This window comes from Halobacterium hubeiense, assembly GCF_001488575.1.
Classification (GTDB): Archaea; Halobacteriota; Halobacteria; order Halobacteriales; family Halobacteriaceae; genus Halobacterium; species Halobacterium hubeiense.
On record NZ_LN831302.1, the window covers coordinates 753684 to 767935 of the forward strand.

The window sequence follows — 14252 nt, forward strand, 5'->3', positions numbered from 1 at the left end:
GCGAGGGGTTAGGTCACCCGAAGCCTCTTATGAACTAACACCCTACCCAGTGGTGATGACCGAGACCGCAGAGGACGCCGAGCTGCCCTACGACGAGGGCGCCTCGCTCCAGGAGAAGATCGAGGCCCTAGAGGAGCAGCTGTCGGCCCTCGAGGACGAGAACGAGGAGATGCGGGACCGTCTGCTCGACGCCAACGCAGAGAACAACAAGTACCAGCAGAAGCTCGAGCGGCTCTCCCACGAGAACAAGAAGCTCAAGCAGTCGCCGCTGTTCGTCGCCACCGTCCAGGAGCTCAACGACGAGGGCGCCATCATCAAGCAACACGGCAACAACCAGGAGGCGCTCACCGAGGTCACCGAGGACCTCCGCGAGGACCTCGAACCCGGCGCCCGCGTCGCGGTCAACAACTCGCTGTCCATCGTCGAACGCCTCGACGACGAGGCGGACGTCCGCGCTCGCGTCATGGAAGTGGACGAGTCCCCGGACGTCGGCTACGAGGACATCGGCGGCCTCGACGACCAGCTCCGCGAGGTCCGCGAGACCGTCGAGCTCCCGATGAAAGAGCCCGGGATGTTCGACACCGTCGGCATCGACCCGCCGAGCGGCGTGCTCCTGCACGGGCCGCCGGGCACCGGGAAGACGCTGATGGCGAAGGCCGTCGCCGCCCAGACGGACGCGACGTTCATCAAGATGGCCGGCTCGGAGCTCGTCCACAAGTTCATCGGGGAGGGCGCGAAGCTCGTCCGCGACCTCTTCCAGGTCGCCCGCGACCACGAGCCCGCCGTCGTCTTCATCGACGAGATCGACGCCATCGCCTCCAAGCGCACGGACTCGAAGACGTCCGGCGACGCGGAGGTCCAGCGGACGATGATGCAGCTGCTCAGCGAGATGGACGGCTTCGACGAGCGCGGCGACATCCGCATCATCGCGGCGACGAACCGCTTCGACATGCTCGACCGCGCCATCCTCCGCCCGGGCCGCTTCGACCGCCTCATCGAGGTGCCAAACCCCGACGAGACCGGCCGCGAGAAGATCTTCCGCATCCACACGCGGAACATGAACCTCGCCGAGAACGTGGACTTCGCGCGCCTCGCCGCCGAGACCGACGACAAGTCCGGCGCGGACGTCGCCGCCATCTGCACGGAGGCGGGGATGTTCGCCATCCGCGACGACCGCGAGGAGATCACGATGCAGGACTTCCAGAACGCGCTGGAGAAGCTCGAACAGGACACCGACGCCAGCGCCGAGCCCACGCGCACGTTCGCGTAGTCGGCGCCCCCGCTCTCGTTCTCTCCTCTCCGCTGCCCGCCGCGCAGCCGCGGCGCTGTTCCGGTTCGCGGACGGCAGGGAGAGCGCCGCTACCTCACAGCGCCGTGAAGACTGCGTACGGGACGCCGAACAGGAGAATGGTCATCGCGAGCAGGACGAGCCCGTAGCTCGCGAACGTGGCGAGCGCGGTCACCCACGAGGGGTGCTCGAACTCCGAGAGCGTCGCGGTCATACGCGTCGGTTGCCGCGCTCGCCCCTAAAAGTTCGCGTTAGACGATGTCGCCGATGCGTCGGGGCTCGCCGGACAGCGACGGGTCGCGCTCGACGAGCTTGAGCACCTCGTGGTCGGTGACCTCGTGGTAGTCCTTGTCTGTGGCCTCCTCGATGAGCTCGCGCTCCATGCGGAACTCGGTGCCTTCGTAGACGACGTCGACGCCGTCGTCCTCGAACGAGAGCGTAGTCATACCGCGGCGTAGGCGGCGGGCGGACAAAAGCCCGCCGTCCGACGGTTGGCGTGCGCTCTCGCGGGGTTTATTGGCGTGCGGGGTGATTGGACGGGTGTGCTCGGCCCGAACCCGATAGACGAACTCGTCGTGCCCGACGGCACCACCGTGCAGGAACACGACGTGGTGGTGGACGGCGACGTGCTGGTGGGCGGCCAGTCCACGGTCGAACTCGGGGTTCGCGGCCACAGCGTCATCGCGGGCGAACGCGTCTCCGTCGCCGGCGACATCGAGGCCGACGGCGACTGCCGGCTGGACATGTGGTGCGACGTGGACGGGAACGTGCTCGCCAGCGAGGACGCGTACCTCGGCGAGCGCGTCCACATCACCGGCCGGCTCGTGGTCGGCGGCGACCTCGACATCGGCGACGACGTCGACATCGAGGAGGGCTTCGAGGCCTCCGGCTGGATCGTCATCCGGAACCCGATGCCCACCATCACGTTCTTCGTCGTCTACCTCTCCCACCTCCTCCAGATCGGCGAGGAGGAGGAAGCCGAGGAGCTCGTCGAGCAGTTCGCGACCGACGGCGACGCCCAGCCGCTGACGATTCCGCGCTCGGGCAGCGTCTCCGACGACGCGTGGCGGGTCTCCACGCCCGCCACCATCGGCGACGACTGCCGGCTGCACGGGAACATCCGCGCGACCAGCATCGACGTCGGCGAGGACAACAACATCTTCGGGAGCCTGCGCGCCCAGGACGACGTGAGCGTGGGTTCGGGCACGAAGATTCACGGCGACGTCACCACGCGAAACGGCGACGTGCGCGTCGAACCGGGCGCGGTCGTGCTCGGCGACGTCTCCGGACAGGATGTCCACGTCCACCCGGACGCCGACGTGGATGGCGTCATCCGCGCTCGCGGCGAGATGCACCTCGGCAGCCGCGCGGACCGCGACCCCGAATAGTTTAGTCGGCTCCCCGACCAGTCCTATCTATGTCTGATTCGCCCGCCAGCGACGACGCCGACGCGGGCAACCCCCACGTCCCCGAGCGCGGCGAACCGGACTCGTCGCCGTCGCCGCTCGTCGTCGGCGTGACGCTGTGGCGCGAGGGCGTCGTCGCGGCGCTGGGTCTCCTCGCGCTGCTCACTGGCGTCCACGGCTTCTGGTTCGTCCTCGACGGCGGCCTCTACGACTACCAGTACACCGACGTGAACCTCGCCGGCGACCTCGCGTTCCTGTTCGCCGGCGTGATTCTCGTCTTCGTCGCGGTCGGGAGCGCCGCGACGCGCCTGCGCGCCGATTAACGCTCGTGCTCGTCGTCGAGCGGGTCCTCGACCTCGCCGGCGATGGCCTCCAGCGCGTCCGTGACCGTGACGAGGCCGACGACGCGGTCGTCCTCGTCAGTGACGAACGCCAGCTCCTGGCGCTCGGACTGGAAGCGGTCGATTGCCTCACTGACGGACAGCGACGCCGGAATCGTCATCGGCGGCTGCGCGACGTCTTCGAGGGTGTCCTCGCCCGTCCGGAGGTCGTCGAGGTCGCGGAACACCGCCGGCAGGTAGACGATGCCGCGGAAGTCGTCGAGGGTCTCGCCGACCAGCGGGTACCGGACGTGGGGCGTCTCGCTCATCCGTTCGAGGTTCTCCTCGAGGCTGACGCTCGCCGACAGCGCGACGACGTCGTCGGCATCCACCATCACGCTCTCGACGGGCATCTGGTCGATGTCGAGCGCGCCCAGCACCTCCTCGCGGCGCTCCCGGGTGAGGTCGGACTCGCCGAGCACGGACCCGAGGCGGTTCCGGAGGTCGGCGCGCGTCTCGATGACGTCCTCCTCGGTCTCCAGCCACGCGCCGGTCATCTCCACGCCGAACAGCTTCAGCGTCCCCTTCGCGATGCCGTCCCCGAGCTTGATGATGGGGGAGATGGCGAAGTGGAACCAGTAGAGGGGCGCGGCGCCGTACTTGGAGACGAACCGGGAGCGCTCGACGCCGAGGTACGTCGGCGTCTGCTCGCCGTGCGTGAGGTGGACGAGGTTGATGAGGAGGAACGCGAGCACGGCGCCGCCGCCGACGGAGGCGAGGAACGTGTCGTGGAATATCGGCTCGAAGATGGCGGCGAGCGCGGGCTCGGCGACGATACCGACCGCAATCGAGGACGCGGTGATGCCGACCTGACAGGTGGTGAGGTAGAGTTCGAGGTCGTTGGTCATCTCCCACGCCCGCTCGAGGGCGGGGTTGCCGTCCACGAACTCTTCCTCGGTGAACTGCCGGGCACGAGTGAGCGCGAACTCGATGGCGACGAAGAAGCCGTTCGCGAGAATCAATCCGAGTCCCGCGACCAGACGGAGCGTGACCTCCAGCGTGTTCATCGCCGGAGTGGTTCCGGCGGGCGCCGAATATCCCTTGTGGTGGGTCGCGGGACCGAAAGCCATTCTTCCGCGCTCGCGCTACCCCGTGGTATGCTCTCTATCGCGCTTGCCGGGAAGCCGAACGCCGGCAAGTCGACGTTCTACACCGCGGCGACGCGCTCGGAGGTGGACGTCGCGAACTACCCGTTCACCACCATCGACGCGAACCGCGGCATCACGCACGCCCGCACGGAGTGCCCGTGCCTGGAGCGCGAGGAGCGCTGCGGCCACGAGCACTGCCACGACGGCAAGCGCTACGTCCCCGTCGAACTGCTGGACGTGGCGGGGCTCGTCCCGGGCGCTCACGAGGGGCGCGGCCTCGGCAACCAGTTCCTCGACGAGCTCACGAACGCGGACGTCATCGTGAACGTCGTGGACGCGGCTGGCGCGACCAACGAGGAGGGCGAACCCGTCGAGGTGGGCGCCCACGACCCAATCGAGGACATCGACTTCATCGAGGAGGAGATGGACCTCTGGTTGGCGGGCATCGTCGACCGCAACTGGGAGACCGTCGAGCGCCAGTCCCGGAGTCCCGGCTTCGACATCGAGGAGGCCGTGACGGACCTGATGACGGGCTTCGGCGCGACCGAGTACGACGTCGCCGCCGTCCTCCGCGGGATGGACTACTCCGAGGACCCCGTGCAGTGGTCCACGGAGGACCGCGAGGCGCTCGCTCGCGGCGTCCGCGAGCGCACGAAACCTATCGTCGTCGTCGCGAACAAGATCGACGTCGCGCCCGCCGAGAACGTCCAGCGGTTGCTCGACCTCGACAAGCCCGTGATACCCGCGACCGCGCAGGGCGAGCTCGCGCTCCGCCGCGGCGTCGACGCCGGCTTCCTCGACTACGACCCGGGCGACGAGGACTTCGAGATTACGGGCGAGGTCAGCGACGGCCAGCGCGACGCCCTCGGCGACCTCCGCGAGACGATGCGCGAGTACGGCGGCACGGGCGTCCAGGCGGCGCTGAACCACGCGGTCTACGACCTGCTGGACATGGTCACCGCCTACCCCGTGCAGGACCAGTCGAAGTGGACCGACGCGAAGGGCAACGTCCTCCCGGACGCGTTCCTCCTGGAGAACGGCTCGACGCCAGTCGATTTGGCGTACGCAGTCCACTCGGACATCGGCGACGGTTACCTCCACGCCGTGAACGCCAAGACCAACCGCGAGGTCGGCGAGGAGTACGAACTCGAGGAGGGCGACGTCGTGAAAATCGTCTCCACCGCGAAGTAGCTACTCGGACGCGACGAACAGCCCGACGGACCGCTCGACCTCGAAGGCGTCGTCGCCGATTCGCTCGCGGAACGCGTCCTCCAGCGCGAACGCGGCGTCGCCGTCGAAGCCGGGCAGCGAGAGCAGGTACGCGACCACCGGCTCCGGCTTCGTGATTCGCAGCGCGTGCTCGAACTCGCGGCGTTCGACGTTCGCGAACCGCTCGCGCAGCTGCGCTTCGCCGTTCTCCAGCGCGAACCCGTCGTCTGCGGGCCGGTCGCCGTACTCCGCGGCCGCGTCGTAGACGGCGGCGAGGTCGTCGGTCCCGGTCGTCGCCGCATATAGTGTCCCGTCAGCCTTCAGTACGCGCCGGATTTCGCGCAGCGCCTGCTCGCGGTCCGCGTCCGTCAGGTGCGAGAGGACGAAGTGCGCGGTGACGGCGTCGAAGGTGTCGTCGGGGTAGGGGATGTCGCGGGCGTCCACGGCGTCGAAGTCGAACTCGCGGTCGACGTCCTCCAGCGCCTCCATCGCGTCCATCACCATCCCCGCGGAGGAGTCCGTCACGGTGACGTCCCAGCCGGCGGGAATCCGGTCGGCGTTGGCGGTCCAGAGCGCGCCGTGGCCCGAACCGAGCGAGAGCACGACGGCGTCCGCGGGGAGGTCGAACTGGTCGAACAGCCACTCGTGGGTGGACCGATCCGCGGTCGAGAACCGCGCGTGCAAGACCTGTCGGGCGGCGAGGTTCGACGCGTCCGCGTACTGGTCGGCGAGCGCGTCGTCGTCCTGCCAGGCGTCCATACCCGACAGTCGCCGTGCGCGCCCTTCAGGACACCGCTCTCGCTACGCGAGCGGCCGGAACCACACCGCCGCCACGAGCACCGCGAGGAAGACGTAACAGCCCCGCACGAGCAGCATCGTTGCGACGGTGGGTTCGGCGCGTGCCGCGAACCACGCGACGACGGCGAACGCCGCGACCGCGACGACGGCGCTCGGCGGGAAGACGGCGAGCGCGGCGAGCGCGACCACGCCCGCCATCGCGGCCGCCATCAGGCCGTACGCGAGTCGTCGCGCGCCCGGCTTCCCGAGGACGACGGCGACGCTGCGCTTGTCGATGGAGCGGTCGTAGTCGTAGTCCTGCGCGTCGTCGACGACCTTCACGCCCGAGAGCAGCACGAGCAGGACGCCCGCGAACGCCAGCGGGCGGACCGCGAGCGTCCCAGCCTGCGCGTAGTAGCCGCCGACGAGCGCGACAGCGATGCCGAGCGGGTAGCCGGTCGTCGTCGTGACGGGGTTCGTGTCCAGTTGCGGCGCGTGGTGGTACGCGATGAGCCACGCGGGCACCGCGAGCGCGGCGGCACCCGGACCGGCGAGCCACCAGAGACCGGCGACGCACGCGAAGAAGGCCAGCGACGCGGCGCGGATGGCGAGCCGACAGCCCGCCGCTGTGAGCGGGTGGTCGTCGTCCTCGCCGCGCACGTGGAAGTCCACGTAGCCGTCCTTGACGTGCGCGGTGTAGACGGCGGAGAACATCGCCGCGAGGTGGACGCCCGCGACCGCCAGCGAGAACTCGCCCGCGAGCACGGCGCCGAACCCCGCGGCCGCGAGCGGCGGCAGCATGAACACCGGGTGGACCTGCGAGAACAGCGCCGAAGCGGTCGCGCGGCCCCCGCTCCCGTGCCGCGTGATGTGCATACACGTACCATAGGCGGCGGGCGGCATAACTGTCAGGGACCGAACCACGAGAACGAGACCGGGCCGCTACCGGAGCGCGTTCGTCGCCGCGCGCATCACGTCCAGCGCCTCGCGGAGCTGTTCGGTGTCGGCGGCGTAGGAGATGCGGGCGTAGCCCTCGCCGTGCTCGCCGAACGCGTCGCCGGGCACGACGACGACGCCGCGGTCGATGACCTCCTCGACCCAGCCCTCGGGGACTTTCGGCATCGCGTAGAACGCGCCCTCGGGCTTCGGCACGTCCAGGCCCATGTCTTCGAGTTCGTCGAGCACGAGGTCGCGGCGCTGTTCGAACGCCGCGACCATCTCGTCGACGACGTCCTGCGGGCCCGTGAGCGCGGCTTCGGCGGCGTACTGGGCGGGCGCGCTGGCGCAGGCCTGCGAGTACTGGTGGACGCGCAGCATCCGCTCGGCGCGGCGCTCGCTGGCGGCGACCCAGCCCAGCCGCCACCCCGTCATCGAGTACGTCTTCGAGCACGCGCCCACCACGACGACGTTGTCGGTCTCCGCGAACTCCATCGGCGAGCGGTGCTCGCCGTCGAAGACAATCTGCTCGTACACCTCGTCCGAGATACAGAGCACGTCGTGCTCGTCGGCGATGCGCGCGAACTCCCGCATGTCCTCCGGGGACTGCACCGCGCCCGTCGGGTTCGCGGGCGAGTTCACGACGAACGCCGCCGTGTCCTCCGTGATGTGCTCCTCGACGGTCGCCGGGTCGAGCGTCAGGTCCTCGCGCAGCGGCAGGCCCACGGGCTCGCCGCCCGCGAGCTTCGTCAGCGCGTCGTAGGAGACGAACCCGGGGTCCGGGAACAGCACTTCCTCGCCGGGGTCCACGTGGGCTTCGAGCGCGAGGTGGAGGGCTTCGCTCCCGCCCGAGGTCGCGATGACGCCCTCCGGCGCGACGTCGAGGTCGTTGTCGCGGTCGTGCTTCCGGACGATGGCGTCCACGAGTTCGGGCGTCCCGCGGTTCGACGTGTACGCGTCCGCGTCGCCCGCCTCGATGGCGTCCACGGCGGCCTGCCGGGCGTGCTCGGGCGTCGGGAAGTCGGGCTGGCCGAGCCCGAGGTTGATGGCGTCCTCGCCGGCCGCCTCGAACACTTCCCGGATGCCGCTGATGGAGATGGCTTCGACTCGCTGGGAGAACTCCGTCATACGAACGACCCGGGCGGCGGGCGCCATAATTCCTCCTGTCCGCCCGTGGACTGCTGGGAGCCGAACCGTTTTCTCTCGCAGTCCACGAAGGCGAACATGGACCTCTCTGTCGTCGACCTCTCCCCGGTCCCCGAGGGCGGCACCGCGACGGACGCCTACGCGAACACCGTTGAGGCCGCCGAGCAGGCCGAACGACTCGGCTACGAGCGCTTCTGGGTCGCCGAGCACCACGGCATGGGCGACACGCTCGCCGGCACCACCCCCGAGGTGTTGCTCGGCCACCTCGCCGCAGAGACCGAGTCGATTCGGCTCGGCTCGGGCGCCGTCCTCCTCAACCACTACAGCCCGCTGAAGGTCGCCGAGGAGTTCGGCGCGCTGGACGCGCTCGCTCCGGGCCGCATCGACGCCGGCCTCGGGCGCGCGAACGGCTCGCCGGCGGTCGACCAAGCGCTCGGCACCGAGCGCCACGTCCCGAACCCCGACGAGGACCACCGCGAGAAAATCGAGGCGGTCGTCTCCCACCTCTACGACGACTACCCCGACACGCACGCGTACGGCGACATCGAGATTCCGCGCTCCGGCGACGAACCCCCGGTCCCGTGGGTGCTCGGCTCCAGCCCCTCCAGCGCGGAAATCGCGGGCAAGCTCGGGCTGCGGTACTGCTTCGCGGCGTTCATCCGCCCGCAGTTCGCCACGCACGCCTTCCAGCAGTACCGCGAGGCGTTCCAGTCCTCGCAGTTGCCCGGTAGTGTGGACGAACCCGAGGGCATGGTCGCGGTCAACGCCGTCTGCGCGGAGACCGACGAGGACGCCGCGCGACTGCGCGCGACCGCCGAGGCCTCCTTCAAGCGCATGCAGCGCGGCGTCACCGGCACCGCTCCGTCCGTCGAGGAAGCCATCGCGGAACTCGGCGGCGTCCCCGAGCCGACGCCCGAGACGCTGGACGACGACGAGTGGCCCCGCGCCATCTCCGGCAGTCCCGAGACATTGAACTCCCTCCTAGAACAGCTGGCGGACCGCGTGGGCGTCGACGAAGTGATGATTCAGCACGTCGTCGCCGACCACGACGACGCGCTCCGCTCGCACGAGCTACTCGCCGACGGCGTCGGCCTCACGCCGCGCTGACGCGTCGGCCGCCGGCTCCGCGGCTCGCCCGTCGCCCGACTGGTCTTCGGCTCCGGCGTTCGCAAACTCGAAGCGCGCGCCCCCCGCCTCGCTGTCGGTCACGCTCACCGTCCAGCCGTGGGCGTCGGCGATGCTCTCGACGATGTTCAGCCCGAACCCCGTGCCGTCCGGGGACGTCGTGAATCCGGCGTCGAAGACGTTCTCGCGGTCGCTCTCGGGGACGCCGGGGCCGTCGTCCGCCACGTAGAACCCCGACCCGTCCGCGAGTTCGCCGACTTCCACCGCGACGTCGTCGCCGCCGTGTTCGACGGCGTTCCGGAAGAGGTTCTCGAACAGCTCGCGGATGCGGCTCTCGTCGCCCGCCACGGTCCCTAGCGACGCCGCCACGTCCAGCGTCGCGTCCCGGGTCTCGGTGGTCTGCCACGCCTCGGCGGCGACCCCGCCGAGGTCCACGCTGTCGAACTCGCTGACGACCTGGCCGCTGCGCGCCAGCGCCAGCACGTCCTCGACGAGCTCGTTCATCCGCGTGAGCGCGCGGGACGCCCGCTGGAGCGCCTCGCTGTCCCCCTCCGCGCGCGCCAACTCCACGGATCCCTCCGCGACGTTCAGGGGGTTGCGGAGGTCGTGGCTGACGACGCTGGCGAACTCCTCCAGGCGGTCGTTCTGACTGGCGAGCTCGCGCTCCCGGCGGCGCAGCTGCGTGCGCGCCTCGATGGACGTGACCGCGTGCCCGATGGTCTCCCCGAGCTCCGCCAGCACCTCCCGCTCGGGCTCGTCGAAGACGTACGCGCGGTTCGCGTACACGCTCAGGACGCCGTAGACGGTGCCGTCGTGGGTAATCGGGACGACCGCGACCGACTCGACGCCGTGCTCCGCGAACAGGTCGTGCCACGGCTCCATCGACGGGTCGGCGAACACGTCCTGCGAGCACTGAATCTCGCCCGTGCGGACGGCGCGCCCGCCGGCGCCACGCCCCTCAGGGACGTCCTCGTCGAGCGGGATGGCCAGCGGCTCGTAGTAGTCGTCCTCCAACCCCGCCCACGCGACGGGCGTGAGTTCGTCGTCCCCGGGCTCGTAGCGCCCGATCCACGCCGACTCGTAGGAGCCGGACTGCTGGATGCGCTCGCAGACGCGCCGTTCGAGGTCGTCGCGGGTGTCCGCGGCGACGACCTCCCGCGTGGCGATGCGGAGCGTGTCGTTGATGCGGTTCAACTGGTCGGCGCGCACCTGCTGTTGGCGGCGACCCACGTCGTAGACGCCGACGAGGTAGCCGATGAGGCCGCCGAACGTCGCGGCGTTCGCGAGCGTCGACCAGAGGTTCGGCGGGAGGCCACCGCTGTCTGCGCCGGTCGCGTACAGCCACGTCGTCGCGGCGACCAACACGACCACGCCGACGGCCACCCACGAGAGCGCCCGCGGGACGAACTGGTCGGCGACCCCCTCCGAGCGAGCGAACTGCACGCCCGCGGCGACGACGGCCGCCGACAGCACCAGCGGGAGGAACCCGTCGGCGAGCAGGTGGGCTGCCGACTCGCCTCTCGCCGCGCTGATCGTCCCCACGTGGAACGCCGCGAGGGCGAGCCCGAACACCGCGATGACGGTGCCGCCGGTACGGGACGACAGGGACACGAATACGATTGACGTACGCGCTATTCGAATAAGAGTCTACCCCCGGCCGACTACAGTTCGATGCGCTCGACGAGCTGGTCGCTGTCGCCGCCGGTGTTGAGCGCGACGATGCGGACGTCGTTCTCGATGCCGGACTTGTGGAGCTTCTCCTTGAGGAGGTTGTCCACCTGGTAGACGCCCGCGGCGTTGCGCATCTCGATTTCCACGAGCACGGGGCGCTCCTCGCCCTGTTCGAGGGTCACCGAGTCGATGGCCTGACTGGAGATGGTGTTGATGCCGCGGCCGCCGCGCTCGTAGGGGAGCCGCGACCGCCCGCGCTCCATGTCGAGGCCGTCGGCGACGCGGATGACGCCGGCCTCGGTCGTGAGTGGGTCCTCCTCGGTGTGGTGACAGAGAATCGCGTGCAGCACCTCCGCCTTCACGCGCACCGCTTCCGGGGTCGCGTAGAACTCCGGGAGGATGCGGTCCAGCAGGTCCGACGCGAGCGGAATCGAGTAGTACGCGTGGTCGTCGCGGTGGACGACGTGCCCGATGTCGTGCAGCGTCGCCGCGAGCGCGACGATGACGGCCTCGTCGGCCTCGTCGAGCCCTTGGTCGGTCGCGCCGTTGAACTCTACGCCCCCGCGCTTCAGGAGGTCGTAGAGCCGCAGCGCGCGGTTCCGGACGATCTCGATGTGCTTGGTGCCGTGGTCGTTGTACCCCTTCCGCTTCACGGGGTTGACGTTCTGCGCGTCGAGGTACGTCGTAATCTCGGGGTCGTCGGTGACGAGCTCCAGCACCTCGTTGAGCCGCTCGTCGGGGAACGCGTGCTCGGCGTCCGGGTCGTACTCGCGGTCGGCGTCGGACTGCGTGGCGTCGCTCATACTCCGACGGTTCGCGGGCCGCCGTGAAAAACCGTGTGACGGGGCCGACACGCCGCATCGCCGACCCGCCACGAGCGGAAACGCCCGCGAGGACGCGTAGCGGCGTTTTCAGGAGGGGAACTGGGCGTTATTGCGAGCCTGAGAACAGCATAAAGCCTATAATTGCGAACCGGCTACCACCGAGTAGCGATGTTCACCAGTACTCCCCTGTTCATCGGCGGGCTGCCGGGCGGCATGGAGTGGGCAGTCATCCTGCTCATCGCCGTCCTCCTGTTCGGCGCGAACAAGATTCCGAAGCTCGCCCGCTCCAGCGGCGAGGCCATCGGCGAGTTCCAGAAAGGCCGCGAGGAAGTCGAACAGGAACTCCAAGAGATGCGCGACGGTCCCGAAACCGACGGCGAATCCACGACCACGGAGACCGAGACCACCACGGACTCGACGACCGGCGACGCGGACTCCGAGACCCCGTCCGGCAACTAACGTAACGGTTTTTCTGTGCCCCGTCCTCGCTCGACGTAGAGGGCGTGTGGCCAAGCGGACACGGCGAGAGGTTCCTAACCTCTAGATCGCGGGTTCGAGTCCCGCCACGCCCGCTCACTCACTTCGTTCGTTCGCGGGCGTGACGTAGCTCGCAAACGCGAAGCGTTTGCTCACTCCCGCCACGCCCGTTTCCTCAGTTCTGTCGCGCCCGCTTTCTGCCCGTTCGAGGAGGAATGACGGCTTCGGCCGTTCTCGGGAAGTAACTGTTCGGACCCGAACTAATATCATCAACGTCCATGATTGTCCGGTATGGAGCGACCACTCCTCGTCACGGACTTCCTCGACCGCGCCCGCGAGTACTACGGCGACGAGACCGCTGTCGTCGCGACGACGGGCCAGCGGTACACGTACGACGAACTCGGCGAGCGCGCCGACCGGTTCGCCGCCGCACTGCAGGCCCGCGGCGTCGAAGCGGGCGACCGCGTGGCCGTCCTCGACCCGAACACGCACTACCACCTCGAAGCCGCCTACGGGACGATGCAGGCGGGCGCGATTCACACGCCGCTGAACTACCGGCTGACCCCCGAGGACTTCGAGTACGTCCTGAACGACGCGGGCGTCACCGCCATCTACGCCGACCACGAGTACGCCGAGAAGGTCGAAGCCGTCCGCGACGAGGTGCCCGTGGAGACGTTCATCACGAACGACGCCGACGCCGTCGACGGCGACTGGGAGGGCTTCGACGACGTGCTCGCGGCCGCCGGCGACTACGACCGCCCCGAGATGAGCGAGGACGACGTCGTGACCATCAACTACACGTCGGGGACGACCGGCGACCCGAAGGGCGTCTGCCGCACGCACCGCAACGAGACGCTGCACGCGTTCCTCGTCTCCTACCACCAAGACGTCCGGGACACCGACACCTACCTCTGGACGCTCCCGATGTTCCACGTCAACGGCTGGGGCCACATCTACGCCGTCACGGGCGCCGGCGCCACCCACGTCTGCACCCGGGGCGTCGATGCCGCGTCCATCTTCGAGACCGTCCGCGAGGAGGACGTCTCGTACCTCTGTGCGGCGCCGACGGTTCTGAACATGCTCCAGGACTACTACGCGGACCACGACGTCGAGCCCTCCGGTGACGCGCCCGTGCGGGTGGCGACCGCGGGCAGTTCGCCGCCCGAGGCGACGATTCGCACCGTCGAGGACGAGTTCGGTTGGGACCTCGTCCACGTCTACGGCGCGACCGAGACGGGGCCGCTGGTCACCACGTCGAGCGCCGAGCGCCTGCTCGACGGCGAGGACCGGTACGCGCTCCAGAAGCGACAGGGAATCGGGTTCCTCGGCACCGAAATCCGGGTCGTCGACGAGGACGGCGAGGACGTGCCGTGGGACGACTCCACCATCGGGGAAATCGTCGTCAGCGGCAATCAGGTGATGGACGGCTACTGGAACAAGCCCGAGGCGACCGAGGAGGCGTTCAACGACCGCGTCGAGGGGTACTACCACACGGGCGACCTCGCAGTCGTCGACGAGCACGGCTTCGTCGCCATCCAGGACCGCTCGAAGGACATCATCATCTCCGGCGGGGAGAACATCTCCTCCATCGAGCTGGAGGACGCCCTCTTCGACCACCCCGAGGTGGGCGACGCCGCCGTGATTCCGTCCCCGCACGAGGAGTGGGGGGAGACGCCGAAGGCGTTCGTCGTGCCGGCGTCCGGCGACCCCGAGAGTCCGGGCGTCACCGCCGACGAGCTCGCGGAGTTCACCCGCGAGCGCCTCGCCTCATACAAGGCGGTGCGGCGCGTCGAGTTCGTCGCGGAGCTGCCGACGACGGCCACCGGGAAGGTCCAGAAGTACGAACTCCGCGAGCGAGAGTGGGCCGACGAGGAGTCGATGGTCGGACAGGGGTAGTCGGCGGCGCTGGCCGCGCTCGTGGTCGT

Annotated in this window: 15 protein-coding genes and 1 tRNA gene; 8 read left to right on the forward strand and 8 right to left on the reverse strand. The window is 69.4% G+C overall.

Translation table 11 applies throughout. The features are described 5' to 3' along the window. The first annotated feature begins 55 nt into the window (after nucleotides 1-55). Complete coding sequence (pan1, locus tag HHUB_RS03855; RefSeq protein WP_059056283.1) at nucleotides 56-1270, forward strand: proteasome-activating nucleotidase Pan1; 1215 nt, start codon at nucleotides 56-58, stop codon at nucleotides 1268-1270. A gap of 94 nt (nucleotides 1271-1364) precedes the next feature. Here the strand turns inward: pan1 and HHUB_RS17010 are convergent, their stop codons facing one another. Together HHUB_RS17010 and HHUB_RS03860 are read right to left on the reverse strand one after the other, a co-directional pair. Beyond that, nucleotides 1365-1502 carry a hypothetical protein gene (locus HHUB_RS17010; RefSeq protein WP_169793387.1) on the reverse strand — a complete coding sequence of 46 codons (138 nt, stop codon included), beginning with the start codon at nucleotides 1500-1502 and terminating at the stop codon, nucleotides 1365-1367. Between the two features lie 37 nt (nucleotides 1503-1539). After that, on the reverse strand, nucleotides 1540-1734 hold the full coding sequence (locus HHUB_RS03860) for a DUF5800 family protein (protein WP_059056284.1): 195 nt from the start codon (nucleotides 1732-1734) through the stop codon (nucleotides 1540-1542). Between the two features lie 96 nt (nucleotides 1735-1830). Here HHUB_RS03860 and HHUB_RS03865 point away from each other — a divergent pair, with 96 nt between their 5' ends. Both HHUB_RS03865 and HHUB_RS03870 read left to right on the forward strand, forming a co-directional pair. After that, nucleotides 1831-2676 (forward strand): polymer-forming cytoskeletal protein, encoded by an 846-nt coding sequence (locus HHUB_RS03865; protein WP_082687162.1) that lies wholly within the window; start codon nucleotides 1831-1833, stop codon nucleotides 2674-2676. Nucleotides 2677-2705: 29 nt separating this feature from the next. After that, entirely contained in the window at nucleotides 2706-3017 is a 312-nt protein-coding gene (locus tag HHUB_RS03870) for a hypothetical protein (protein ID WP_059056285.1), read from the forward strand. On the opposite strand, the gene HHUB_RS03875 is transcribed toward HHUB_RS03870, so the two are convergent. After that, nucleotides 3014-4081, reverse strand: a complete 1068-nt coding sequence (locus tag HHUB_RS03875) for a hemolysin family protein (RefSeq protein ID WP_059056286.1) — start codon at nucleotides 4079-4081, stop codon at nucleotides 3014-3016. The two genes, HHUB_RS03870 and HHUB_RS03875, sit on opposite strands and share 4 nt — an antisense overlap. Nucleotides 4082-4171: 90 nt before the next feature. Here HHUB_RS03875 and HHUB_RS03880 point away from each other — a divergent pair, with 90 nt between their 5' ends. Further along, complete coding sequence (locus tag HHUB_RS03880; protein WP_059056287.1) at nucleotides 4172-5353, forward strand: redox-regulated ATPase YchF; 1182 nt, start codon at nucleotides 4172-4174, stop codon at nucleotides 5351-5353. On the opposite strand, the gene HHUB_RS03885 is transcribed toward HHUB_RS03880, so the two are convergent. From HHUB_RS03885 to HHUB_RS03895, 3 genes are all read right to left on the reverse strand, one after another. Beyond that, nucleotides 5354-6130 (reverse strand): class I SAM-dependent methyltransferase, encoded by a 777-nt coding sequence (locus HHUB_RS03885; RefSeq protein ID WP_059056288.1) that lies wholly within the window; start codon nucleotides 6128-6130, stop codon nucleotides 5354-5356. Nucleotides 6131-6172: 42 nt separating this feature from the next. Continuing rightward, nucleotides 6173-7024 (reverse strand): UbiA family prenyltransferase, encoded by an 852-nt coding sequence (locus HHUB_RS03890; protein WP_059056289.1) that lies wholly within the window; start codon nucleotides 7022-7024, stop codon nucleotides 6173-6175. Nucleotides 7025-7090: 66 nt separating this feature from the next. Beyond that, nucleotides 7091-8212, reverse strand: a complete 1122-nt coding sequence (locus HHUB_RS03895) for a pyridoxal phosphate-dependent aminotransferase (protein ID WP_059056290.1) — start codon at nucleotides 8210-8212, stop codon at nucleotides 7091-7093. Between the two features lie 96 nt (nucleotides 8213-8308). Here HHUB_RS03895 and HHUB_RS03900 point away from each other — a divergent pair, with 96 nt between their 5' ends. Next, nucleotides 8309-9337, forward strand: coding sequence for an LLM class flavin-dependent oxidoreductase (locus HHUB_RS03900; protein WP_059056291.1), 1029 nt, complete (start codon nucleotides 8309-8311; stop codon nucleotides 9335-9337). Here the strand turns inward: HHUB_RS03900 and HHUB_RS03905 are convergent. Beyond that, complete coding sequence (locus HHUB_RS03905) at nucleotides 9302-10966, reverse strand: receiver/sensor box histidine kinase (protein WP_082687163.1); 1665 nt, start codon at nucleotides 10964-10966, stop codon at nucleotides 9302-9304. The two genes, HHUB_RS03900 and HHUB_RS03905, sit on opposite strands and share 36 nt — an antisense overlap. 50 nt (nucleotides 10967-11016) lie before the next feature. Further along, nucleotides 11017-11829 carry an HD domain-containing protein gene (locus HHUB_RS03910; RefSeq protein ID WP_059056292.1) on the reverse strand — a complete coding sequence of 271 codons (813 nt, stop codon included), beginning with the start codon at nucleotides 11827-11829 and terminating at the stop codon, nucleotides 11017-11019. A gap of 189 nt (nucleotides 11830-12018) precedes the next feature. On the opposite strand from HHUB_RS03910, the gene HHUB_RS03915 reads away from it, so the two are divergent. The 3 genes from HHUB_RS03915 (at nucleotide 12019) to HHUB_RS03925 (ending at nucleotide 14223) form a co-directional block, all read left to right on the forward strand. After that, a complete protein-coding gene (locus HHUB_RS03915) occupies nucleotides 12019-12309 on the forward strand; it encodes a twin-arginine translocase TatA/TatE family subunit (RefSeq protein WP_059056293.1) in 291 nt (96 codons plus the stop codon). Between the two features lie 40 nt (nucleotides 12310-12349). After that, a tRNA-Arg gene (locus HHUB_RS03920) sits at nucleotides 12350-12422 on the forward strand. 196 nt (nucleotides 12423-12618) lie between these two features. Further along, the gene (locus HHUB_RS03925; RefSeq protein ID WP_059056294.1) at nucleotides 12619-14223 is read left to right on the forward strand and encodes a long-chain-fatty-acid--CoA ligase; all 1605 of its coding nucleotides are present in this window, start codon (nucleotides 12619-12621) and stop codon (nucleotides 14221-14223) included. Nucleotides 14224-14252 lie beyond the last annotated feature (29 nt).

What these genes read in the sequence shown, in the direction of transcription:
- HHUB_RS03885 (WP_059056288.1), bottom strand. Translation starts at nt 6,130, where the DNA reads ATGGACGCCTGGCAGGACGACGACGCGCTCGCCGACCAGTACGCGGAC.
- pan1 (WP_059056283.1), top strand. Translation starts at nt 56, where the DNA reads ATGACCGAGACCGCAGAGGACGCCGAGCTGCCCTACGACGAGGGCGCC.
- HHUB_RS03915 (WP_059056293.1), top strand. Translation starts at nt 12,019, where the DNA reads ATGTTCACCAGTACTCCCCTGTTCATCGGCGGGCTGCCGGGCGGCATG.
- HHUB_RS03910 (WP_059056292.1), bottom strand. Translation starts at nt 11,829, where the DNA reads ATGAGCGACGCCACGCAGTCCGACGCCGACCGCGAGTACGACCCGGAC.
- HHUB_RS03925 (WP_059056294.1), top strand. Translation starts at nt 12,619, where the DNA reads ATGGAGCGACCACTCCTCGTCACGGACTTCCTCGACCGCGCCCGCGAG.
- HHUB_RS03900 (WP_059056291.1), top strand. Translation starts at nt 8,309, where the DNA reads ATGGACCTCTCTGTCGTCGACCTCTCCCCGGTCCCCGAGGGCGGCACC.
- HHUB_RS03870 (WP_059056285.1), top strand. Translation starts at nt 2,706, where the DNA reads ATGTCTGATTCGCCCGCCAGCGACGACGCCGACGCGGGCAACCCCCAC.
- HHUB_RS03895 (WP_059056290.1), bottom strand. Translation starts at nt 8,212, where the DNA reads ATGACGGAGTTCTCCCAGCGAGTCGAAGCCATCTCCATCAGCGGCATC.
- HHUB_RS17010 (WP_169793387.1), bottom strand. Translation starts at nt 1,502, where the DNA reads ATGACCGCGACGCTCTCGGAGTTCGAGCACCCCTCGTGGGTGACCGCG.
- HHUB_RS03880 (WP_059056287.1), top strand. Translation starts at nt 4,172, where the DNA reads ATGCTCTCTATCGCGCTTGCCGGGAAGCCGAACGCCGGCAAGTCGACG.
- HHUB_RS03860 (WP_059056284.1), bottom strand. Translation starts at nt 1,734, where the DNA reads ATGACTACGCTCTCGTTCGAGGACGACGGCGTCGACGTCGTCTACGAA.
- HHUB_RS03890 (WP_059056289.1), bottom strand. Translation starts at nt 7,024, where the DNA reads ATGCACATCACGCGGCACGGGAGCGGGGGCCGCGCGACCGCTTCGGCG.
- HHUB_RS03875 (WP_059056286.1), bottom strand. Translation starts at nt 4,081, where the DNA reads ATGAACACGCTGGAGGTCACGCTCCGTCTGGTCGCGGGACTCGGATTG.